Source organism: Pseudoalteromonas sp. SANK 73390 (genome assembly GCF_054966645.1).
On sequence record NZ_ARPN01000047.1, the window covers coordinates 1 to 20,614 of the forward strand.

General features: G+C 38.4%; 24 protein-coding genes. 12 read left to right on the forward strand and 12 right to left on the reverse strand.

Annotated features, from left to right (window positions below):
- The first annotated feature begins 64 nt into the window (after nt 1–64).
- A complete protein-coding gene (locus tag SANK73390_RS05430) occupies nt 65–469 on the forward strand; it encodes a DUF4267 domain-containing protein (RefSeq protein ID WP_462764469.1) in 405 nt (134 codons plus the stop codon).
- Between the two features lie 115 nt (nt 470–584).
- On the opposite strand, the gene SANK73390_RS05435 is transcribed toward SANK73390_RS05430, so the two are convergent.
- Complete coding sequence (locus tag SANK73390_RS05435) at nt 585–2,705, reverse strand: TonB-dependent receptor (protein ID WP_462764471.1); 2,121 nt, start codon at nt 2,703–2,705, stop codon at nt 585–587.
- A gap of 25 nt (nt 2,706–2,730) precedes the next feature.
- Entirely contained in the window at nt 2,731–4,155 is a 1,425-nt protein-coding gene (locus SANK73390_RS05440; RefSeq protein ID WP_462764473.1) for a hypothetical protein, read from the reverse strand.
- 437 nt (nt 4,156–4,592) lie between these two features.
- Between SANK73390_RS05440 and SANK73390_RS05445 the strand changes: the two genes are divergently transcribed.
- The 9 genes from SANK73390_RS05445 to SANK73390_RS05485 all read left to right on the forward strand — a co-directional run bounded on the left by SANK73390_RS05445 (nt 4,593) and on the right by SANK73390_RS05485 (nt 8,683).
- The gene (locus SANK73390_RS05445) at nt 4,593–4,820 is read left to right on the forward strand and encodes a sulfurtransferase TusA family protein (RefSeq protein ID WP_462764475.1); all 228 of its coding nucleotides are present in this window, start codon (nt 4,593–4,595) and stop codon (nt 4,818–4,820) included.
- A 15-nt stretch (nt 4,821–4,835) separates the two neighbouring features.
- Entirely contained in the window at nt 4,836–5,006 is a 171-nt protein-coding gene (locus SANK73390_RS05450; RefSeq protein ID WP_462764477.1) for a hypothetical protein, read from the forward strand.
- A 218-nt stretch (nt 5,007–5,224) separates the two neighbouring features.
- Nucleotides 5,225–5,635 carry a hypothetical protein gene (locus SANK73390_RS05455; RefSeq protein ID WP_462764479.1) on the forward strand — a complete coding sequence of 137 codons (411 nt, stop codon included), beginning with the start codon at nt 5,225–5,227 and terminating at the stop codon, nt 5,633–5,635.
- Nucleotides 5,625–6,101, forward strand: coding sequence for an aminotransferase class V-fold PLP-dependent enzyme (locus SANK73390_RS05460; protein ID WP_462764481.1), 477 nt, complete (start codon nt 5,625–5,627; stop codon nt 6,099–6,101). The genes SANK73390_RS05455 and SANK73390_RS05460 overlap by 11 nt, the downstream gene beginning before the upstream one ends.
- Nucleotides 6,102–6,130: 29 nt before the next feature.
- Entirely contained in the window at nt 6,131–6,796 is a 666-nt protein-coding gene (locus SANK73390_RS05465) for an aminotransferase class V-fold PLP-dependent enzyme (protein ID WP_462764482.1), read from the forward strand.
- 135 nt (nt 6,797–6,931) lie between these two features.
- On the forward strand, nt 6,932–7,096 hold the full coding sequence (locus tag SANK73390_RS05470; protein WP_462764484.1) for a hypothetical protein: 165 nt from the start codon (nt 6,932–6,934) through the stop codon (nt 7,094–7,096).
- Complete coding sequence (locus SANK73390_RS05475; protein WP_462764485.1) at nt 7,093–7,290, forward strand: EamA family transporter; 198 nt, start codon at nt 7,093–7,095, stop codon at nt 7,288–7,290. Before SANK73390_RS05470 ends, SANK73390_RS05475 begins: the two co-directional genes overlap by 4 nt.
- A 23-nt stretch (nt 7,291–7,313) precedes the next feature.
- Nucleotides 7,314–7,985: a DMT family transporter gene (locus SANK73390_RS05480; protein WP_462764566.1), complete on the forward strand. Its 672-nt coding sequence runs from the start codon at nt 7,314–7,316 to the stop codon at nt 7,983–7,985.
- The gene (locus SANK73390_RS05485; protein WP_462764487.1) at nt 7,982–8,683 is read left to right on the forward strand and encodes an aspartate/glutamate racemase family protein; all 702 of its coding nucleotides are present in this window, start codon (nt 7,982–7,984) and stop codon (nt 8,681–8,683) included. Before SANK73390_RS05480 ends, SANK73390_RS05485 begins: the two co-directional genes overlap by 4 nt.
- Nucleotides 8,684–8,883: 200 nt before the next feature.
- Here SANK73390_RS05485 and SANK73390_RS05490 read toward each other — a convergent pair whose 3' ends face one another.
- Both SANK73390_RS05490 and SANK73390_RS05495 read right to left on the reverse strand, forming a co-directional pair.
- Nucleotides 8,884–10,050, reverse strand: coding sequence for a LamG-like jellyroll fold domain-containing protein (locus SANK73390_RS05490; protein WP_462764488.1), 1,167 nt, complete (start codon nt 10,048–10,050; stop codon nt 8,884–8,886).
- 315 nt (nt 10,051–10,365) lie between these two features.
- On the reverse strand, nt 10,366–10,929 hold the full coding sequence (locus SANK73390_RS05495; RefSeq protein ID WP_462764490.1) for a DM9 repeat-containing protein: 564 nt from the start codon (nt 10,927–10,929) through the stop codon (nt 10,366–10,368).
- Nucleotides 10,930–11,524: 595 nt separating this feature from the next.
- Here SANK73390_RS05495 and SANK73390_RS05500 point away from each other — a divergent pair.
- Nucleotides 11,525–11,695: a hypothetical protein gene (locus SANK73390_RS05500; RefSeq protein ID WP_462764491.1), complete on the forward strand. Its 171-nt coding sequence runs from the start codon at nt 11,525–11,527 to the stop codon at nt 11,693–11,695.
- A gap of 9 nt (nt 11,696–11,704) precedes the next feature.
- On the opposite strand, the gene SANK73390_RS05505 is transcribed toward SANK73390_RS05500, so the two are convergent.
- Nucleotides 11,705–13,192: a winged helix-turn-helix domain-containing protein gene (locus tag SANK73390_RS05505; protein WP_462764493.1), complete on the reverse strand. Its 1,488-nt coding sequence runs from the start codon at nt 13,190–13,192 to the stop codon at nt 11,705–11,707.
- A gap of 280 nt (nt 13,193–13,472) precedes the next feature.
- Between SANK73390_RS05505 and SANK73390_RS05510 the strand changes: the two genes are divergently transcribed.
- Nucleotides 13,473–14,984, forward strand: coding sequence for an amidohydrolase family protein (locus SANK73390_RS05510; RefSeq protein WP_462764494.1), 1,512 nt, complete (start codon nt 13,473–13,475; stop codon nt 14,982–14,984).
- Between the two features lie 178 nt (nt 14,985–15,162).
- Here the strand turns inward: SANK73390_RS05510 and SANK73390_RS05515 are convergent, their stop codons facing one another.
- The 7 genes from SANK73390_RS05515 to lepB form a co-directional block, all read right to left on the reverse strand.
- Nucleotides 15,163–15,699, reverse strand: a complete 537-nt coding sequence (locus SANK73390_RS05515) for a GNAT family N-acetyltransferase (RefSeq protein WP_462764496.1) — start codon at nt 15,697–15,699, stop codon at nt 15,163–15,165.
- Nucleotides 15,700–15,739: 40 nt separating this feature from the next.
- Nucleotides 15,740–16,585 (reverse strand): kinase, encoded by an 846-nt coding sequence (locus SANK73390_RS05520; protein WP_462764497.1) that lies wholly within the window; start codon nt 16,583–16,585, stop codon nt 15,740–15,742.
- 85 nt (nt 16,586–16,670) lie between these two features.
- Entirely contained in the window at nt 16,671–17,405 is a 735-nt protein-coding gene (gene pdxJ, locus SANK73390_RS05525; protein ID WP_462764499.1) for a pyridoxine 5'-phosphate synthase, read from the reverse strand.
- 4 nt (nt 17,406–17,409) lie between these two features.
- On the reverse strand, nt 17,410–18,099 hold the full coding sequence (gene recO / locus SANK73390_RS05530; protein ID WP_462764501.1) for a DNA repair protein RecO: 690 nt from the start codon (nt 18,097–18,099) through the stop codon (nt 17,410–17,412).
- Nucleotides 18,100–18,999: a GTPase Era gene (era, locus tag SANK73390_RS05535; protein WP_462764502.1), complete on the reverse strand. Its 900-nt coding sequence runs from the start codon at nt 18,997–18,999 to the stop codon at nt 18,100–18,102. It lies immediately after the preceding gene.
- Entirely contained in the window at nt 18,989–19,666 is a 678-nt protein-coding gene (gene rnc / locus SANK73390_RS05540; RefSeq protein WP_261593302.1) for a ribonuclease III, read from the reverse strand. Before rnc ends, era begins: the two co-directional genes overlap by 11 nt.
- Nucleotides 19,667–19,668: 2 nt before the next feature.
- Complete coding sequence (lepB, locus tag SANK73390_RS05545; protein WP_462764505.1) at nt 19,669–20,607, reverse strand: signal peptidase I; 939 nt, start codon at nt 20,605–20,607, stop codon at nt 19,669–19,671.
- Nucleotides 20,608–20,614 lie beyond the last annotated feature (7 nt).

A 20,614-nucleotide genomic window follows, 5' to 3' on the forward strand; every position in this document is an offset into this window, starting at 1 on the left:
TTATACAGTTTGATATTTTAAGCAATTAAGCGCGAAACACTCCCTAGGTTTAAGTAAATAAAATATGACAAATAACACAACTAAATTAGAAAAAGTAGCAATCACTTTAGTTTTACTAATGATTCTACTACAGGCCTTTTATGGTGCATTTGCATACTTTGACCCTATGTCGTTTGCAACTGTCAGGGGAGCAGGGTTATTTGCCATTGCTGATGCTGATTGGATAGTAATATATGGTTCGCGAACAGTTTTTATCTCTGTGGTTCTTGGTTACCTTCTTTATTCAAAACACTATGTTGTTTTAATGTGGTGTGCCTTATTTGGCATCGTTATGCCAGTTACCGATGGTTGGCTTGCCTATGAAGCTCAAGCACCATATAAAGTGGTTTTAAAGCACATAGCTACTGTGTTGTATTTGTTAGTTACCTTTGCTGTTTTAAAAAAGCTGGCTGACCAAAAAAACGTTTAAAGAATTTAGCTCAAGAATGTAAGTCTTACCATCTTATATGAGCTGAAAACACACAAAGATAGATACGGCCATATACAAGCCTCTACCTTTCTAACTTTGCGTGCTATTTACATCGCTAAAATTGGTACTTTAGACCAACATACAGTGTTCTCGGCGCGCCCGGTTGAATACGCGTTCTACCATAGCGAATTTCATTTTGTAAGGCATACTTTCTATCGTTGAAGTTGCTTACTCGAGCGTGCAGCTTCAGCTTATTTGTTAACGCATAATTGGCTTTAAAATTAATTACGGTATAGCCCGAATACTGCTGTGTATTTTCAACATTTAAGTAATAGTCACCAATGCTTTGTACCTCTGCTGTAACAAGCAGCCCTGCTATTGTTTGGCTGGTATAATTAAACCTTATATTGGCAACATAATCAGGTGCCATTTGCAGGCTTTTACCTGATAAGTCTTGCTCTAGCATTTGCTGAGTTTTGCGGTCAATCCGTCCTTTATCTTGAATATAATGTTTAAACTTATGTTTAGATTGACTGTATGCTAATGCAAATGAAAACGCTTTATTAAAATTATAAGTGAGTCCTAACTCAGCACCAATGTGCTCAACGCTTGATGCATTCACACGATACGAAGCACCCAAGTCATCATAAGCGGTAACTATGGCGTCGTTTACATCCATTAAGTAATAGGCAAGTTCAATAGATAATTTATCAAAATTGGCTTTGTACCCTATCTCGTAAGTATCAGAGGTTTCCTCATTAATGCTGCCCAATTGCGCGCTACTTTGTTCGGTTTTTAGGTTATACAATTGTGCAGCAGTTGGAATGCGAATAGCTTGAGCATATCGACTATAAATACTCGACTGTGCATTTAGCAAATAATTTAAGCTCAGTTTAGGACTTAAATGCTTAAATGTATCAGAGCGAGATGCAATCGACCGATTACCAAAACCATCATCACTATAAACTGGCAAAGCATTATCAAACGTGTACTTATTATGATCAAAGCGAACACCCAGTGAATAGCTTAAATTCGGTGAAAAATAGCCTAAGTGCTGAACATAAGGAGAAACGCCGATAAAGGTAGTATCGTTTTTATAAAACACATGGTCTTTTGGGTAAGTCGCAGCCCCCCAGCCACTGGTTGTGCGTTCAGTCGGCTGAAAAGAATACCCCTCACCTGATGAGTGCTCAACATCAACACCTAATGTGGTTTCTCCACCACTACTGTGAATAAAGTTGCTAAGTGCAAGCACCCCAAATGACGTGACGGTTGACTCCACTTTAGGCATGTTAGGTTGCCATGTGGCAATATAATCGTTGGTTCGATAACGTGCATAGGGTATCACCGATGCGTAGAAATCATTACTATCAAAACGATATTCTGTACTTAAACGAAAGTAATCGGTTTTACGCTTAGGGTCTATCTGCAACACTTCCTCAGGTAAACCGGCCTGCATTGGGTCTTGAATAAATTGCGCTTCAGTCAACGTATTCAGCATTTGTTGTTCTAAAGAAGAAACAACTAAAGATGTTTTAAAATGCTGCTTGTCATCAAGCTGTTTTTCATGAAGTAAATTAATTTCCGCTTTATCTACAGCGCTATGCGTACGCCATCCGGCATTACTAAGGTATGCCCCTGATACACGAAAACCATCATTAGTCTCATTCAGCTGTGTAAAGCTGCCTGCAAAACGCTTATACCCCTGCTCTGCTAATGTTAAAGAAAGTGTATTGCTATTAGTTGCTATAGGCGCTGAAATAACATTCACAGTGGCTGCCACGGCACCGGATCCATGCAAGCTTGTACCAGCTCCTTTTAATACTTCTAAACGCGACAAACTGGCATTACTACTTGCCCACCATAACGCGTTGTGATTGTAGAACGCAGCAGATTGTAATGGGATATTGTCTTGTAAATACAAAGTATAGCCACCAAAATTAATCGGCATGCGTATAGCTGCATTATGCCCTTGCCCACCAGATAACTGGTTCAATAACACACCTGAAATCGTTTGTAGTGAATCTGATATGTGCTGCGCGTTATCATTGGCTAACGTTTGCGATGAGACACTGCCAATACTTAGTGGTAAATCTATATTTGCTTTAGCTGTGCGCGTGGAAGTAACCGTGATCCGCTCAACATTATCATCTACTAAGGTCTCTGCATTTGCTTTATATGGGTAAACTTGCACCAGAGTAAGGGCGAGCAAAGAGTATGAAAAGCGAGGATCCATGATATTCCTTTTAGTTTTATTGTGATTAGATAGTTGATAAACGACGTTGTAAAGCTTGCTGCTGCCTTTTTCGGCGCGCTAAATATAAACAAAGTCCCATGGCTGCGCTAAATACCAAGCCCAGTATAATTAGGGTAATAATGATATCTCTTACTTCTTTAGAAAGTAGATTTAAGAAATGATACTTGTGTAAGTATCCAAAATGCAAACTCCGTGCTTTTTGCCAGCTATTCTCGATAGCAGCAATATAGCCTGAACTAAGCTCTATACTATACAATACGTCTGGCTGTGATTGATAACGAAGCTGCATAACGGGTAAGCGTTTATTGATAAAACCATAAGTTGGCCCAAATTTATCAACTTTTTGGCTATGAATCAGCTCACCTCTCACATTTAACTGGTTTTGCAAGATACTTTTTGCAAGTATAGTATTGCTTATAGCCGCTTGATTTTGCTGCCAGTATTGATAATGCTGAGTGCGGTTTTCACTTGTCACAACTTGACTATAAACACCTTGCCCTACACTCACCAACACAAAATTATCGCCTTGCGCTTGCGCTAGTACTGATATCGGGTCATGATTTATCTGAGCAGTTTGAATCGAATTTGCTGGTATTAATGTACGGAATATTTGCGGATAAAACTTATCGATTAAAATATGTGAACTACTCGATGCAAAACCCAACATACATAAACTTAAAACCAAACCGGATACTCGGTGCAATTTAGCCACTTTCCACTGCTTGTTGCTGAGCTTTTTCCATAATACGCTGTAAGCAATTAAGCCCAGTAGACCCATAAAAAATAGTGCTACGGTCACAATCAACATAGGAATAATGCGAATATAACTATGCTTATCACCTATAAAGCTAAAGGTGTGTAGTGTTCTAAACCAATAAGAGAGCTGTTCACGTAATTGCGTATTATGCGCTGAAATTCTCTGCCCTAGGGTGTCTATATATAGACGGTTACCATTATCTAGCGATACACGATAAACAGGTAAAATACGATTGATTTCCCCATACGCTGTATCAAATTCAGTAAGCTTTTCAACACTGATAGTACCCTGTAACGCCCATTTATGGGCCAAGTATTCTGCATATTGAGGGTCTGAAAGCGATGCCGCCACCTTACTCTTACTAAGAGGAAAATAAGCAATTTTCCGCAGCCCTTGTTCCAAATAAGCCACTTGGTAATAATAGATATTTTGGTACTCAACAAGGCTGGCATGACTAAAGCGTACTATGTTCTCTCGCTGTAAAACTTCTTTAATTGGCTGATAATTTTCAAGTTTTGAGTAATCAATAGGTGATACACGGTCACTGAGCCGCTCAGCTTTTGTAAAGTGCGACATCATAGGATGGAGTAAACCACTTAATGCCCACACCATAAAAGGAATGACAGCAAATAAGGCAAGCTTTTTATGCCAGGATAACAAAAGTTTAAGCATATTTTGACAGCGTTGTTATTATTTTCTTCGTATTATAGAAGCTCACGTGCTTTTACAGATGTGACAAATTGTCGCACCCTTTTACGCTACACATATCGTTACTTATTGATAAATAAATAGTAAAAATAATAACTAAGTATTGTTTTTTAGTCAAAAAACTAATCCTAAAAAAGGTAATGCGTTGAATCTAATGATTTAGTTCAATTCTGCTTTTTGTAAATCTATATTCATTAAAATTCGAGTAAAAATAAAATGTAAAAACAAAGAAACAAAAAAGAAACGCAACAGTTAATTTTTTAGGTTAAGATGACAGCGATGTTTTATTTTCATGCGTATGAAGGTTGCTCAGCAATCTCGCTGCCAACCGGAACTGCATGCACGTCGTGTAATACAGTTTAGTGTACGAGTAAATTATTATTCTAAAAAAGGAATGAACGATGAATATAGCACAGGAGTTGGATTTAAAAGGCTTCACCTGCCAAGTCCCGCTATTAAGAACAAAAAAAGCACTGAAGAATATAGCTTCAGGAGATTTACTTAAATTACTTATCACAGATCCAAATACAAAAAGCGACTTAGCACGCTTTTGCCAACGTGGAAGCTGTCAAGTTATCGAAGAATCCAAAAATACAGATCACGACATTTATATCATCGAAAAATTATAAGTGGAGTGATATGTTATGCAAAGTCATTTGCCTCAAGCACCATCATCTTTAGTCGCAAAGATCATTCAGACCAAAACAGCAAAACAGAATAAAGAGGTTGCCATACTTGCAGGTCACTATTATGTTGCCCCCCAATTGTCAGAGTTATCTCACGAAGGGAAGCTGAACATTTTTCATTTGCTTTAGGTGTCGCAGTATACCGTGCCCTTGTCAAACAATCGATTACTGCTCGTCTGATCTTATGGGTCAATGATATTGGTATTAGTTCTGAGCAGCGAGAACAGCTAAAACAACAATTTGCCCTGCCACAAAACTATGTCAGTATTTTGCAGCACGCTCAAATTCCAGTCACTACAGTGGAGGTGATTTTTGAGAGCGCATCACGAAATAAGGCCTCCACACTATTGCGCCAAAAGATTAAAAAAAACCCCGAGGGCTTTCAAAAATTAACGAGTGAAGACCCTGACTTAGTACGTTGTATCGACCTTGATAGTTGCAGTATTGAAGTAGGTAAAAGCGTATATGCAATCACCGGTCCTGAAGGGTTACCACTGGTCATGAAAGAAGGCAGTAACCCCAAGTGTAACCTAATTTTAGCAACGCTATTTTATCGTATCGCACAAAGTAATCCAGACTTACTATTTGTGAATATATTCAACGATATCTATATAGAAAGAATTCGTCTTGGCATATTTGTGGCCAAACAAGTTTATGAGTTACCACAACCGTTCATTAATTTGTTTTGTGATGATGATAGCTATTTTGAGGAAAATTTTACCGAAATAAAGCACAAGGAAGAAGCTGATGTCGTTTAATTGTTTTAAAAAAGCCTTTATAGGTACTGATCTTATGTGTGTTAATGCACAGGGTAAAAACCTCCCTCGAACATATTTAGACTCAGCCGCTTCAACTTTAGCATTGTTGCCAGCACAGCAAGCAACTCAAGCGTTCTTAAAATATTATTCAAATACGCATTCATCAGTTCATCTGAGTGCAAAAGTTAGCTCCGGCGTGGTAACTTGGGCTCACCAAAGTATTTTATCATTTTTCGGTGCAGAACAAGGTTACAGTGCCATTTTCCATGGTAATGGTGCTACATCGCCTTTGAATCGCCTTGCTAAAGGCCTGAGCGAATTACGTCGCGACAAAAAAACGGTATTAGTATCTTTAATGGAGCACCACTCTAACGACTTGCCACACCGAGCTCATGGTAATAAAGTAATCCACATCGACATTTATGACAGCGATGGAGAGTTTCAAGGCATTGATTTAAAAAAATAGAGTTACTATGCCAGCAGCATCAACTGCAATTGAATTATATTGCGGTGACTGCAGCAAGTAATGTCTCGGGGCACATCAGTCCAATCTATGATATTGCCGAAATCGCTCATAAGTATGGTGCGTATATTGTTGTCGGTGGCGCTCAGATAGCAGCACATGCCCCCATTGAACTTGCTCAAGAAAACCCTCAAAGAAATATCGACTTTTTTGTGTTTTCTGGCCATAAAACGTATGCCCCAGGCTCTCCTGGAGTCTTGATAGGAAAAACCCAGTTGCTGAGTCAATTAAAACCAGAGTTTTATGGGGGAGGCATGGTTGCACAAGTTTCAAAATTCGATTTCACCCTCTCTGAACAGATATTTGATAAAGAGCACGCAGGCACCTTAAATATTCCTGGAACCTTTATGTTGGCAACAACATTAGAGTTTTTAAGGCAAATAGGCATGCCAGTCATTTATCAAAAAGAATGTATGCTCACTCAGTATTTAATCAATACTTTAAAACAGTTGGATGGCATAAAAGTGTATGCTGATTCTGTTAAAACGCAGCGAATTGGTGTAATCAGCTTTAATATTAGAGGTTTACCTCATGAACTGTTAACACTAATACTAAATGATTACTTTGCCATAGTAGTTCGAAATGATTGCTTTTGCGCCCACCCATTTGTGCGAGAATGCCTCGTTGACGAGTTATGAGACATTGAAGATGAAGATCAACTCCCGCTTTATCAAGGAATGGTAAGAGCAAGTATTGGCTTATATTCCAACAAGGGTGATATAGATACACTTAGCGAAGCCTTAAGCACTATCATAAAACAAAAAGCGTATTATGTGGCTCAATATGAACGTACTAAAGACAAACATTTTGTGCATAAAACGTTCAATCAAGATACTCAGAGCTATTTTAATATCAATCACACCTTAAGCAGTTACTTTAATGACTATTTAACTGAAGAGGGTGTTGTACTACCCACTCAACATGAGGCGATGGTATGAAGTTCCCACATATACTGGTTGCAATATTTGTAACATTAATTTGGGGCTCCGCTTTTGCGGTAATAGAAATTGGTATGCAAGGATTTCCGCCTATTTTTAATGCTGCACTGCGCTTTTTAACCGCGAGTATTCCTTTGGTCTTTTTATTAAACGCCCTAAAGTCAGTCCATTATTTTTGCTACTATTTGGCATGAACTATGTGCTTATGTTCAGCCTTATGTATGTTGGGATGAAATGGGGCATGCCTTCTGGGTTAACCTCTTTGGTACTGCAAACAGCAGTATTATTTGCATTGATATTGTCTGCTTTTGTTTTACAAGAGTTTCCTAATAAAATACAAATACTTGGAGTGCTCATTGGCTTATCTGGAATAGCTTTGATAGCAACAGATAAAGAAAGCTTTACCTCTATTAGTGCGTTTTTACTTGTGCTCGGCGCTGCATTTTTTTATGGTGCCAGCAGCATAATTATGAAACGAGCAGGTAATGTAGATATGCTCGCTTTGCTGATCTGGGGTTGTTTAGTTCCACCTATCCCTTTATTAGGCTTGTCTTTAATACTTGAGACTGGGCAATGGCACGCTTTTAAAAATATGAGTTTAATGGGCGGCTTTTCGATTTACTACACATCACTCCTAGGTACTGTATTAGCATTTGCACTGTGGGGTTGGCTACTAAAACGCTACCCTGCAAATATGGTTGTACCATTCAACTTACTCGTTCCAGTATTTGGCATTATCACCTCTTATATTTTATTAAACGAACAAGTTACCAACACTTCAGCTACCGCGTGTGTAATCATTTTTACCGGGTTGCTCGTGGTATCATTCCATAACAGAATTAATAACTGGACCTTGCAAAGAAAACGCATGCTAAGGAGTCAACAATGAATCAAATTACCACACCTGGGCGCATCGGCATCATTACGGGTGCAGGCCCCGATGCCGGTATTAACCTCTGGCAGAAGGTTTTAAAGCACAATAAGTCTTTGTATAAAGAACATTACCAAGGTGACTTAAGCGCGCCCGAAGTTGTCGTATATTCAATTCCGCAACTTGGGTTAGCCATGGATATAAAAAGCAACGAGGCTATCTTATGGCAAAGATTACAAGAGGTACTGCAACGCTTAAACAGTCAAGTAGATTATGTGTGTATTGCCTGTAATGTACTACATTATTTTGCTGATAAAATTAACCAACTCAAACTAAATATTGAATTCATCTCTATTGTTGACGTAGTCGAAAATTACATTAAGAAACATGGCAATGTCGCTTTACTATCAATTAGTAAAGTGATTGAATTTGGTCAATATTCTCCCTACACCCCCAGTGCTAAAAAGTATCCGTTAGAAACCCCGAAACCAGCGGCAATGGACTCACTAGTCAGTGATATAAAACGCCTTGGTGGCGAGCACCCAGATACGGTTGCTCAATTTGATGAAATCGTTGCACAGCTAAAGTCAGATAAATTGATTTTAGCATGTACAGATTTACCTTTATTACCACTGGATAAATACCACAAAGAGTTTGTTGATGCTTCTGATATGCTGGCGCAAGCATTGGCAGAAAAAGCATTTCACCATTGTTAAGCCTATCAGCACTTCAAATATTGTTGATGAAAGATCAGACTAAAATAAATGGGCCTCAATGCAGGTCCTTTACCGATTCAAGAATGACTTTTTATGTTTGAAAACACTACCTGGTACATTACACCAAAATACAGAAAACTTGCCATATGTTAGCTACGTATCTATCAAATCATAAATGTGTAATTAGAGCATAATCTGCGTTATTGTAGATTATAACTTTGATGGCTCGCTACTTGCGGCACACCTCCTTTGTTAGCAATACTGTAACAGCGGCGTACATTCCCCTTATTAAACTCACTGGCAATATAACGTTTTTCCAGTGCCCTATGATACAGCGCAACTTCTGCTATTTGTCCTCGGAATAACCCCGTTAAATAAGACGAGCGGCTACCAATTCTAAGGGGCATATCATTGGCAAGTGACCCCATTCTCTTTGTTGGGTCATGGCGGCAAGTTTGTTCTCCATCAACAAAAAAACGCATGCCACGAGGATCATCACGATCAATTGACACAGCTATATGGTGCCACTGACCATCAGCTATAAAAGCTTTTGAAAGATAAGTTGTACATGACGCATCGGATTGCTCACAATACCAACTCCCATTTCCATCAGCTAATTGAAAACCGAGCCGTCCTTCATCTACAAATAATACATACCCTTGCACATAGCCCGTTTGATCTTCATAGCGCTTATCAACAATCACTCGTTGTTCTAACGTTTGAGTTCTCAGCCAAGCAGTTATAGAGAAATCTCCTGTGGCAACGTCTAAATCATCAGTGTCGGCAACTTCTATATAGTCATCAAAACCGTCAAAACAAAATGCTAATTTATTACTAACAGCCGTAAAACGAATTGCTTGCTCGCGTTTGACGGTAAACTCTAAACCTTGGTGGCTAACATTATTTTTTTTAAAATAAAAAAACCATGTGGTTATTAATAGGGTTACTACACCAACACCATAAAATAACAACTTACTCGGTGTTGCATCAAATAGATTATAAGTAGGTTGTAACCAACTTACTGACGCATCAATATAATAGCCTTTACCCCTAGCATTCTTTATATATTGCCTTTCTTCATTTTGACCAAGTGCCAAACGTAACATCCGGATCCGCTGTTTTACGTTTTCATCCCCTGTGATCACTTCACCCCACACTAGATCTAATAATTGAGCACTCGACAACGGTTGTGGTGCATAATAAAGTAAAGTCACAAGTAAACGAAAGGAGAGCTCACTAAGCTTAAGGTCACATTTATTTTTATAAACTTTTCTTTCTTTAAAACAGATGTAAAGATCTAAATATTTAACCGCTGAGAATTTTTCAAAATCAGTTAATGGTTGTTGTACCTGACTTTTATTAAGCATTACTAAACATCCTATTATCTAATTCCATCGGCGCACTTCACATGCTAAAAACAGCAATCTCTTATACACCTAAATCTTGTTATAAATCCACATTTTTATGATTGAAATATTAATAGATATAAAAGGAAATGTATTTATAAAATCGCATTAATTTAAATTTCACAATAACAAGCTAAAACTTTCAAAAAATGAGTGAAGAATGTATTTTAAAGTAATTGTATGAAAGGCGGAATATGATTAAGAAACTTAAAATAAATTTTTTCTTCTAGCAGTTAGGCAATTGTAATTAGGTAAGATCACAATTGCCAGAAAAGGCTATCGCCAGCTTTGTTTTGTATCAATTAATACTTGGAACTTGTCTTCACTAACACTGAGTAAATGTTCACGCCCAGCATGGCTATAATAACAACCATGGCCACGTACAAACTTACCAACAACTGTATGATTATAATATTTACCTCGGCAGATATATACGTCATGCCCTTCAGAGCCACCCACTACGGCATCACCTCTAATATCATTTGGTTTAACTCCAGGTACTACAGGCCCTTTTATACGAGCTGACCACTCTAAACCAGCAAACTTCGTCTGTAAGCTCTTGAAATAATAAGATCCATATTGTCGACCTCTGTAGCTCACATAGCACTTTCCATTCACATGTTTACCTGGCAGATTCAGATATTGACACACATAAACAGGTGAACTTAAGTCATGTTGCCCTGCATAAACTTTATTTGCGTACTCGACAGGTGCTACATTACTTGCGTGCCAACCGATGTCAAAGTTCCAATTCTCAGGGTCTGAATATGCAGATGCAGAACCACTTACAAGCGCTGCCGTGATCATCACTAATAGGTTTGTTAATGTGCTTTTTTTCATGTTTCCCTCAATATTAACAAGTTAATTGCTTTATAAACCTATCGCTACAACTCCAATACAAAAGGCAGAATGCAGCAACCCATGCATCTTCAAAAAATACTTATACTTACGCAAGAAAAACTCAGTGAAACTCAGTTAACTTACCTTTTACCTACCATATAACATTGATTTTTATAAAAATATTATATTTCAGCGTTAGGATGAAAATGAAATTCTTCACAAAGTAATACTTGGATGTTTTATATAAAATTGTCATTTAGTTAGATGCTGGAATAGGCACTAATATCAGAAAAATGGTTACTTACGTATCACCTACCAATGAATAGATGATTTTTAGTAGAAGTTTATATTCATAAAAATACAATAAAAACATATTCACTTTTTGGATTAGCTCATAACTCGTTAAAAAGTTAAAGCCCAAGTCATGAAGAAAGTAGGCTTAACTTCAATGAGCTATCAAAAAATAAAAGTGCTGAAATATAACACCGTAGTATTGATGGCCATATAATAACGAGTAGAATTTGCCGATAACAACTAACCCTGCTATATTACTCGGGTACAAAAATTCGGTGCATTTAACACCTTTGGGAAGAATATGAACACTGTATATCGCTTTTTAGTACTCTTTGCATTACTTGTTGCTGCTATCGCATCATACACTTACAGCAGTTCCACCGGGTTATTCATTTTTGTTATGTTGGGCTTTGCTTTTGAAGCCGCATTTTGGTTAAAGGTATTTCCTAATAAAAAGTTAAGTTACATATAAATTAACAGGCTAACGTAAATTGACATCTTGAGATTGTTTTTCTACCTGCTTTAACAATGGTAATACTTTAACTAGTTTTTTTTCTTCAATGAGTTTGCTTGCAGAATTTAAATACTCTTGTCCTTGTTGTTGTTTGTGTTGAGTAAACAACAGTCCAGCTAAATCTAAATATCCTTGTGCTATACCCATGGGGCATTTTAATATTTGCTGATATTGTAAAGCCAAATTAAAATGCTGATTTGCTTGTTCAAAACGTAACTGATGCTGCCTGATCAATCCTAATATAGAGTGTGTATACCCATAGTAAAGCCAATCAAAGCTGTCTTTAGCAAGCACTTGGGCTTGTATTAAATTATTTTCAGCCTCTTGTATGTTCCCTAAACTAAGCAATGCTGCAGCTTTTAAGTACTGTAATCTATGCTTATAGCCATCTAGGTGATTTTCTGATAACTCAAGCAATGCTTTATCCACCGATAACATCGCCTCATTAGCATTGCCTAATTCCATATTTATTTTTGCTGAAAAATACAGTGCTAAGATGTTATTTGGTTGATTAAGTAATGCGCTTTCTATAAAAGAAAGAGCAGAATCTGAGTCTCCTGATTCTAAAAACCGCATTGCGTTTGCGAGCAGCTCATTTTGAAATTGTAAATTCACTTGTTTCAATGGCGCCGCTGTCATGCTCTGCATATGATTAAACTGTTTAGCTAACTTTGGTAGTGCGCTATTTATATCTTTAGCATGTAATACTTGTGTAATATGTTTATGCCGAGTGTAGAGTGTATAAACAATGTTTAACTCTCCCAGTTGCCCACCAATTGAGGTTTCGAGTATGTGAGATGCCCCTGACCTTTGAAAGATTTTATCAATGTTCTTACGCTCACCGATTGCGACTCGATTAAGAATATCAATTACATCCTCAAGATGGAAAACAGTTGCCTGCTGATTCGGTGAGATTAAACTAATCAGTCCCTCCATAGCACCAAACCTGAGCCATTGCATATCTTGCAAAGAATCATTAATTTGAAATGGCAGCACTAATATACCTTTATGCTCTTTTACATCAGTTTCAATCGTGCTGTTAGAGCTACTCATTAAAGCAACATATACAATAGTGATAGCTAAAAGTACGGTGAATAAAACGGCGACTAACTTAAGGGAATATTTATTCTTCTGAACCGAAATACTTAAAGGGTCAATAAACTGCGTTCGTTCAACATTCCATTTATACCCTCTTTTTGGATAAGTTGTAATAACATCCGCTTGCCCTAATGCTTTTCTTATCTCATTAATTGACTGAAAAACAACCTGCTCTTCTATCACGCTGTCTTGCCAAACTTGAGTTAAAATTTGCGATTTTGAAAATACTTGATGCGGGTTTTGAGCCAACAACATAAGTAACTCATGTGTTTTTGGCCTGAGCACATGTGAGGCACCATTGAGCTTTACTTCGCCAGTTACTCTATTTATTTCGCACACAATAAATGACGATGACACAATACATTCCCCAAATTTAACTGACTTAACTGCCTGCCCAAAGCAGCAAACATTTTGTATTAGATTTTAGCAATTAGCCTTCGTAAAGCATTCTACACGAAGTCCTCACTAACTGAATCATAAAACGATTTTCACAACACTAAAGCTTAAACTCCAACACATTGAAATTATAGCTTTTAATTTATTTTTAGAGAAATTATAGCGTTATTTAAGCGCCGTTATATGGCAATTGATATGAACAAGCCCAAACATAACGTAACTTTATTATCAGGAATATATCATGCACTTAATCAAATACGTCTACATCATACTTTGCTTTGCTCTGTTGTTTTGCGCTATAGCTGCATGTCAGAACTTACATAGTACGGCTAAGATTGAAGAATATGAAAATTCGCCTAATAAAATTGCATTTGTAGGCGCGAATGTTGTTAACCCTGGTGTGTCTGCGGCATTTTCCAATACCACTATCTTGGTAGAGCAAGGTAACATAATTAAGCTTCAGCCTAGCTCTAATCCAATCCCTACTGGCTATAAGGTATTTAATTTAAAGGGCAAATGGGTCATACCAGGACTAATTGATGGTCACATTCACTTAGCACAGTCTGGTGGTGCATTTACCAGGCCTGACACTATAGATGCCACTAAACTAATCCCATACCAGCAAGACCAACAGTGGTTATTAGACAATACAGCAAACATCTTAAAACGTTACTTACAACTAGGGATTACAACCGTGTTTGATTTAGGTGGTCCCTCAGAATACCTGAAACATTATCGTCAGGTTTCAAGCTCCGGTGTCTTTCCTAATATTTACGCTGCAGGTACCTTACTTTCTCCTATGACAGTTCCTCAGTTAAGTATTAATGGTAATACTTTCACTCAGGTGAATTCAACACAAAGCGCACTTGAATTAGTGAAAAAACAGCTGCAATATAATACCCATATTATTAAAATTGTATGGTCTCAAGAAACAGGGCTATCGAGCGAACAACTATATGATTTATATCAACCTGCAATTGCTTTAGCCCATCAGCACAATAAAATTGTAGCTATTCATGTTGAAGATCTACGCAATGCAAAAATGGCAGTTAAAGCAGGCGGTAATATTTTAGTCCATGGTGTGATCACCGACCCTATCGACAATGAACTTATCACATTAATGAAGCAGTATGACGTAACCTATATGCCTACACTTTCAGCATATAGCCATTATTTTGACTTATTTAAAGGTTCGCTATCATTTACTGACTTTGAACAAGCCCATGCACATAAAGCAATTATTGATAGCTTTATGCAGTTAACTCAAAATGCGGCTAAAACAGACCAAATGTTCCAATTACTTTTAAAATATGTGCCTATGGTTGATATGCCAGCAGCAGATATTGCTAAATTAACGCAGCGGGAGCAATCTATTATTGGCCAACTTAGGGGGATGTTTTCAAGCCGTTTTGAAGATATTCAAAAGTCGAACCTTAAATTAGCGGCTAACTCTGGGTTGAACATCGCATTTGGTACAGATGCAGGCAACCCGGGTACTTTGCATGCGGTTTCTATATTTGGGGAGATGGCGCAATGGCAAAATGCTGGACTTAGTAAACAACACATCATCACTGCAATGACTTATGGCAATGCCAAAGCATTTAAGCTACAAGATAAGCTTGGCTCCTTGCTTGCGGGAAAGCAAGCCGATTTTATAGTGCTAGAGCACAATCCATATAAAAATCTAGATAGCTTAAAGCATCCTATTATGGTCGTTAAACGGGGTGCGATAATCAAGCCCAATGCAAAGTAAATAATTATATGAGGTTTAATACCAATTGCATTGAATATATGGCCAGATACAGCGACAGATAAATAACTGAGTAGCCAAGCAAAAAATTCGGCATGTCGTTATTGTATATGAGTTATTTTTAACACAGCTAATGTGTCATTTAGCTCACTAGAATAATCAATGATTAATAAAATTGGTATTATCCCGTATATTCGTCTTGTAACATCGCGAACAGGCATTCATCCCCCCACTTTCCTTTAAATAAAATATTTTTCACAAAATGAGCTTCTTTTCTAAAGCCTAATTTAGTGAGTAGTTGACGTGAAGCCAAGTTATCAGCATCAGTAATCGCAATAACCCGGTGTGTGTTACGCTCTAAAAACAAATAACTCAATAATTGTCGCACACTTTGAAACGCGATACCTAAGCCCTGATGTTCAGGGGCAATTGTGAAGCCAATTTCTACTTGTTGGTCATCAATAAAGTGTACAGCCAAATCACCTAATAATTGCTCACTTTGAGAGTCAGTTACCGCTAGCTGATACCAATTTCCAGCTTTACCAAATGTACTGTAATCTGTACTTTGTAAGAGCTTTTGCGCATCCTCTAATGTGTAATTTTCCCAACTCTGATATCGAGCTATCGATTCACAATTACGATATTGTGCAAATGCACCCAAATCATCGATTTGAAGTGCGCGTATAAGGATGTGATTGATGTTGAGTATTGGCGTCATAATTTTCCTTATCAGATCAAAAGTTCAAATAATATCTATACTAAAAAGCATTCACATAAAAGCGGTGCTGCTTATCTACCTTTATATGTAAATCACATTGGTGCGGCAGACACTCAAAACCCCACTCTGTTAACCTTTGAAAATACTTTATAAAATCATAAACCTGCTGCTTATCCATACCTTTACCATTATTTGCTGTAAGCTGCCTCTCTTGTTGCCAACGCCATGCAAAAACTCGTTCAAAGCATTCAATATCAAGATAAATCAGTTTATCTAAATACGTAAAGGCTGATTGATATTCGTCACTAAGAAATTGGTTAACTTGATCACGAAATACTCGATCTGAATCAACTATCTGTTCCCAGTCATTTACCGCATATTGCAATCTTACTCGTGGTTCTGGTTTAAGCCCTAAACACCAACCTTCAATTATCAGTACATCCAAAGCCACTTTATGATGCGACCACTTAGTTTCGTCATAGGGATTGTCGGTAACTTTATTAAAGCGGGGCAAAGTAACACCATACTGCAGTTTGAATTCGTTTAATACTTGCTTAAGAAGCCTTACATCATGCGTGCCTGGCACGCCACGAGTTGACAATAGTGGGTGATATTTATCAGCACATGTTTGTCGCGCTTGTGAAGATAAATAAAAATCGTCTAACGATACGTTATCAGCTCGGTATCCATGGGCGTTTAAATATGCCACTAAATACGCAGCAAGCGTAGATTTACCGGAGCCTTGTGCGCCGTTGATACCAAAGCAAAAGGGTATTTTAGACGACTCTAACTGCTCAAATAACCACAAAGCAATAGGTTCTGCATCCTGAATATATCGCGCAGATAATTTTTTTCCTTGTATAAAATCAATTTGCCAGGGTGCCATATTACTCTCTTTATCAAGTAGTCAATATCTAAACAAAAAAGGTCACATAAGCGACCTTTTAAAGATACCTTTCCTGCGACGAAAGTTACATTTGTCTTGCTTCTATCATTAAACGCTTCATATCTCTGACCGCTTTATCAAGGCCATCAATGGCGGCGCGAGCAATAATAGCATGACCAATGTTTAATTCGTAAATTTCTGGCATTTGCGCTATCGGCTTCACGTTATGATAGTGCAAGCCATGACCCGCATTGACAATAATGCCAATACTGTGGGCATATTGCACACCTTCACGAATGCGCTCAAGCTCTTGTGCTTGTTCTTTATCATTATGTGCATCAGCGTATGCGCCAGTGTGAATTTCAATATAGGGTGCGCCAGTGGCTTTAGCTGCATCTATTTGCGCTTTGTCTGCATCAATAAACAGGCTCACTTTAATACCCGCGCTGGCAAGTAGCTTAACAGCCTCGGAGATTTTAGTTTGATTGCCAATAACGTCTAAACCACCTTCGGTCGTCAACTCTTCACGTTTCTCTGGCACTAAACACACATATTCAGGCTTTACTTCTTGCGCGATAGCAAGCATTTCATCAGTTACTGCAATTTCAAGGTTCATACGTGTTTGTATGGTTTTAGCCATTACGTATACATCTCTATCTTGGATATGCCGACGATCTTCTCGCAAATGAATGGTTATACCATCAGCACCTGCATGTTCGGCTACGCTAGCCGCATGAGCTGGATCTGGATAACTAGTACCGCGCGCTTGCCTTAGCGTCGCAATATGGTCAACGTTAATACCTAATAAAATATCTGTCATAGCATTACCTTGATATAAATAATTCTCGGCTCTTTAAAGCCTTGTTTCCTAACAACGGTTTTAATAAGTACCGGCTTAAATGCTTAGCGGGTGTGCGGACGATGGGTTTGGCAAAATCGTGTTCAGCCATAGCCAGCAACACAGCACCTGAAAAACCATAATGCGGTGTGTCAGTTGGCATAAAACCAAGCTCTGGTATGTATTGATAGCTTAAATTTGCGCTGATTTGTTCACCATCAGCATCAATATCAAACTCCACACCAAAACCAAGCGCATTGAGTAATTGAAACTCATAACTGCGTAATATAGGCTCTACATCCGCTTGCTCAGTCAATGAGTTTAAATGCGTTTGATATAACTCAAACACCTGCTCTAATGGTTCATTGCGTGGCACAATGCGATACGTTAATTCATTTAAATAAAAACCACAGTACAACTGCTTACCCTGCAATAGTAATGGATTTTTTGCCAGTTCAAAGGTATTTAGATACTTTAAATCGTAGCGCCCACTGTATTGGGCCAAGATAGGAGTAAAGGGTCTTAAAGTTGCATTATGTTTAAGCGATTGCTTGCCCTTAATACGGGCTATCATGCTAAGGTGACCAACACCTTCAACAAGCATATTGAGCATCAACTGAGAGTCGCTATGTGCACGTCGATGCAATAAATATACTTGCCGAAAGTCGTTATGCAATCAGTCTTCTCCGTAACCTAAGCTGCGCAGTGCACGCTCATCATCAGCCCAGCCAGACTTCACTTTTACCCAAAGCTCTAAAAACACTTTATTCTCTAACATGTTTTCTAAATCTTTGCGTGCCTCACGGCCAATAACCTTGAGTTTTTCGCCCTTGTTACCAATGACCATACGTTTTTGAGACTCACGTTCGACCAAAATCAACGCATTGATTTGCCAAACACCATTGTCTTGCCATTTAAATTGCTCAATCTCAACAGTAACAGAGTAAGGTAACTCATCTCCCATAAAGCGCATAAGCTTTTCACGCACAATTTCTGCGGCAATAAAACGCATTGAACGATCGGTTACGTAATCTTCTGGGAAATAAAACTCAGATTCAGGCAAGCGGGCTCGCACTTCTTTTTTAACCAGATCAATATTCTTTTCTTGTTTTGCAGACACCGGAATTATACCTGCAAAATCACCTTGCTCTGATAACCATTGCATATGTTTGAGTACATCTTCTTGTACTTTTACTTGGTCAACCTTATTCATCACCACTAGCACAGGCCGGCCACTTTGCATGACCTTATTCAATACCATTTCATCATCATTGTTCCAAAGTGTGCCCTCTAGAACAAAAATAATCAGCTCAACGTCACCAATTGAGCTTGATGCTGCACGGTTCATTAAGCGGTTAATTGCTCGTTTTTCTTCAATGTGTAAACCCGGTGTATCGACATATACTGCTTGGTAATTATCTTCAGTGTGTATGCCCATAATACGATGGCGAGTAGTTTGTGGCTTACGTGAGGTAATACTCACTTTTTGCTCAACAATTTTGTTTAATAATGTTGACTTTCCCACATTGGGGCGACCAACAATGGCAACCATGCCACAGTGTGTATTAAGCGTCATTCTTTAAAATCTTCAATGCTTTTTCGGCGGCTTTCTGTTCTGCTTTACGACGAGAGCTACCTACTGAAATTATGCTCTCCATCCCTTCCACTATACATTCAACCGTGAATGTTTGGTTATGCGCTTGCCCTTTAGTATCGATCACTGTGTAGCCAGGCAATGGCAATTTACGTGCTTGCAAATATTCTTGTAATAGTGTTTTTGGATCTTTTTGATTAAGCCCAGGCGAAATTGCGTCTAGGCGCGTTGCATACCAAGCTAAAATCAAGTCGCTACAGGTGTTAATACCTGAGTCTAAAAAGACCGCCCCTATAATGGCCTCAACGGCATCAGCCAGTGTCGACTCACGGCGAAAACCACCACTTTTTAACTCACCAGGACCAAGCCTTAAATAGTCACCTAAATTAAACTCAACACCAAACTCAGCTAAAGTTTGTCCTCTCACTAAGGTAGAACGCATCCTGCTTAAATCACCTTCACGTGCTTTTGGGAATTGTTCATATAAGGCATTGGCGATAACAAAGCTCAAAATTGAGTCACCAAGAAACTCTAATCGCTCATTGTGCTGGCCTTTATGACTTCGGTGCGTCATAGCCTGCTCAAGCAATGCCTCATTGTTAAAGTGATATCCTATCTTACTGTATAGTTCTGCTACGTTTCTTTTCATTGTTACTGAATATTACCTAGGCGTCCAAAACGAACACCAGTTGGAACCCAGCCTGGAAGTAGGCTATCTGGGCCATTTTCAAAATCAAAACTCATCCAAATAAAGACAGCTTTACCTACCAAGTTTTCCTTAGGAACAAATCCCCACATACGACTGTCTTGGCTATTATTTCGGTTATCACCCATAGCAAAATAGCTATCTTTTGGTACTATCCACTCATCTTTTCTAGTACCAGATTGCTGTGGACGATAACGCTCCACAGGCTCAACAGCCTGAGGATTAATCAGTATATCATGCGACACATCTGGCAAACTTTCTGTCAAACGTACCAATGGCATTGAACCTTGCTTGTATTCGTCGTTATTAACGATATCAAGCTTTATTTTATTATACTCACCACAAATTAAAGTACCTTGCTGCTGCTCACCTTCAGCGCAGTTTGGCTTAATATATAGTTGACGATTGCGGTAAACGATATGATCTCCTGGTAAACCGATAATGCGCTTTATAAAATCGATACGCTCATCAAGTGGAAACTTAAATACCGTCACATCTCCGCGCTGAGGCTCCCCAACATCGACCAATTGAGAGCGCCAAACTGGGTCTTTAATACCATATGCGTACTTTTGAACCAAGATAAAATCACCATCTAGTAATGTAGGCATCATTGAGCCTGATGGAATTTGAAACGGTTCAAAAATAAATGAGCGAAAAATAGTGATCGCTGCAATCATTGGAAAAATAGACTTTGCGCCTTCAATAATGGCAGGTTCAGGTGCAATTTGTGCAATAACGTCTTCATCCAATGGCTGCTCTGAAGAGCCTTGTGCCAATGCAATACGTTCGTTGCGCTTAGGTGCATAAACCAAGTGGTCTAATAGCCAGATTAAGCCTGAGCCTATGGTTAATACCACCAAAAATATAGAAAAATAGCCTGCCATTCAAAAA

Excerpts from the sequence above, each read along its gene's own strand:
- SANK73390_RS05430 (WP_462764469.1), top strand. The coding sequence starts at position 65 with ATGACAAATAACACAACTAAATTAGAAAAAGTAGCAATCACTTTAGTT.
- SANK73390_RS05435 (WP_462764471.1), bottom strand. The coding sequence starts at position 2,705 with ATGGATCCTCGCTTTTCATACTCTTTGCTCGCCCTTACTCTGGTGCAA.
- SANK73390_RS05440 (WP_462764473.1), bottom strand. The coding sequence starts at position 4,155 with ATGCTTAAACTTTTGTTATCCTGGCATAAAAAGCTTGCCTTATTTGCT.
- SANK73390_RS05445 (WP_462764475.1), top strand. The coding sequence starts at position 4,593 with ATGAATATAGCACAGGAGTTGGATTTAAAAGGCTTCACCTGCCAAGTC.
- SANK73390_RS05450 (WP_462764477.1), top strand. The coding sequence starts at position 4,836 with ATGCAAAGTCATTTGCCTCAAGCACCATCATCTTTAGTCGCAAAGATC.
- SANK73390_RS05460 (WP_462764481.1), top strand. The coding sequence starts at position 5,625 with ATGTCGTTTAATTGTTTTAAAAAAGCCTTTATAGGTACTGATCTTATG.
- SANK73390_RS05475 (WP_462764485.1), top strand. The coding sequence starts at position 7,093 with ATGAAGTTCCCACATATACTGGTTGCAATATTTGTAACATTAATTTGG.
- SANK73390_RS05480 (WP_462764566.1), top strand. The coding sequence starts at position 7,314 with ATGTATGTTGGGATGAAATGGGGCATGCCTTCTGGGTTAACCTCTTTG.
- SANK73390_RS05485 (WP_462764487.1), top strand. The coding sequence starts at position 7,982 with ATGAATCAAATTACCACACCTGGGCGCATCGGCATCATTACGGGTGCA.
- SANK73390_RS05490 (WP_462764488.1), bottom strand. The coding sequence starts at position 10,050 with ATGCTTAATAAAAGTCAGGTACAACAACCATTAACTGATTTTGAAAAA.
- SANK73390_RS05495 (WP_462764490.1), bottom strand. The coding sequence starts at position 10,929 with ATGAAAAAAAGCACATTAACAAACCTATTAGTGATGATCACGGCAGCG.
- SANK73390_RS05500 (WP_462764491.1), top strand. The coding sequence starts at position 11,525 with ATGAACACTGTATATCGCTTTTTAGTACTCTTTGCATTACTTGTTGCT.
- SANK73390_RS05510 (WP_462764494.1), top strand. The coding sequence starts at position 13,473 with ATGCACTTAATCAAATACGTCTACATCATACTTTGCTTTGCTCTGTTG.
- SANK73390_RS05515 (WP_462764496.1), bottom strand. The coding sequence starts at position 15,699 with ATGACGCCAATACTCAACATCAATCACATCCTTATACGCGCACTTCAA.
- SANK73390_RS05520 (WP_462764497.1), bottom strand. The coding sequence starts at position 16,585 with ATGGCACCCTGGCAAATTGATTTTATACAAGGAAAAAAATTATCTGCG.
- pdxJ (WP_462764499.1), bottom strand. The coding sequence starts at position 17,405 with ATGACAGATATTTTATTAGGTATTAACGTTGACCATATTGCGACGCTA.
- era (WP_462764502.1), bottom strand. The coding sequence starts at position 18,999 with ATGACGCTTAATACACACTGTGGCATGGTTGCCATTGTTGGTCGCCCC.
- rnc (WP_261593302.1), bottom strand. The coding sequence starts at position 19,666 with ATGAAAAGAAACGTAGCAGAACTATACAGTAAGATAGGATATCACTTT.
- lepB (WP_462764505.1), bottom strand. The coding sequence starts at position 20,607 with ATGGCAGGCTATTTTTCTATATTTTTGGTGGTATTAACCATAGGCTCA.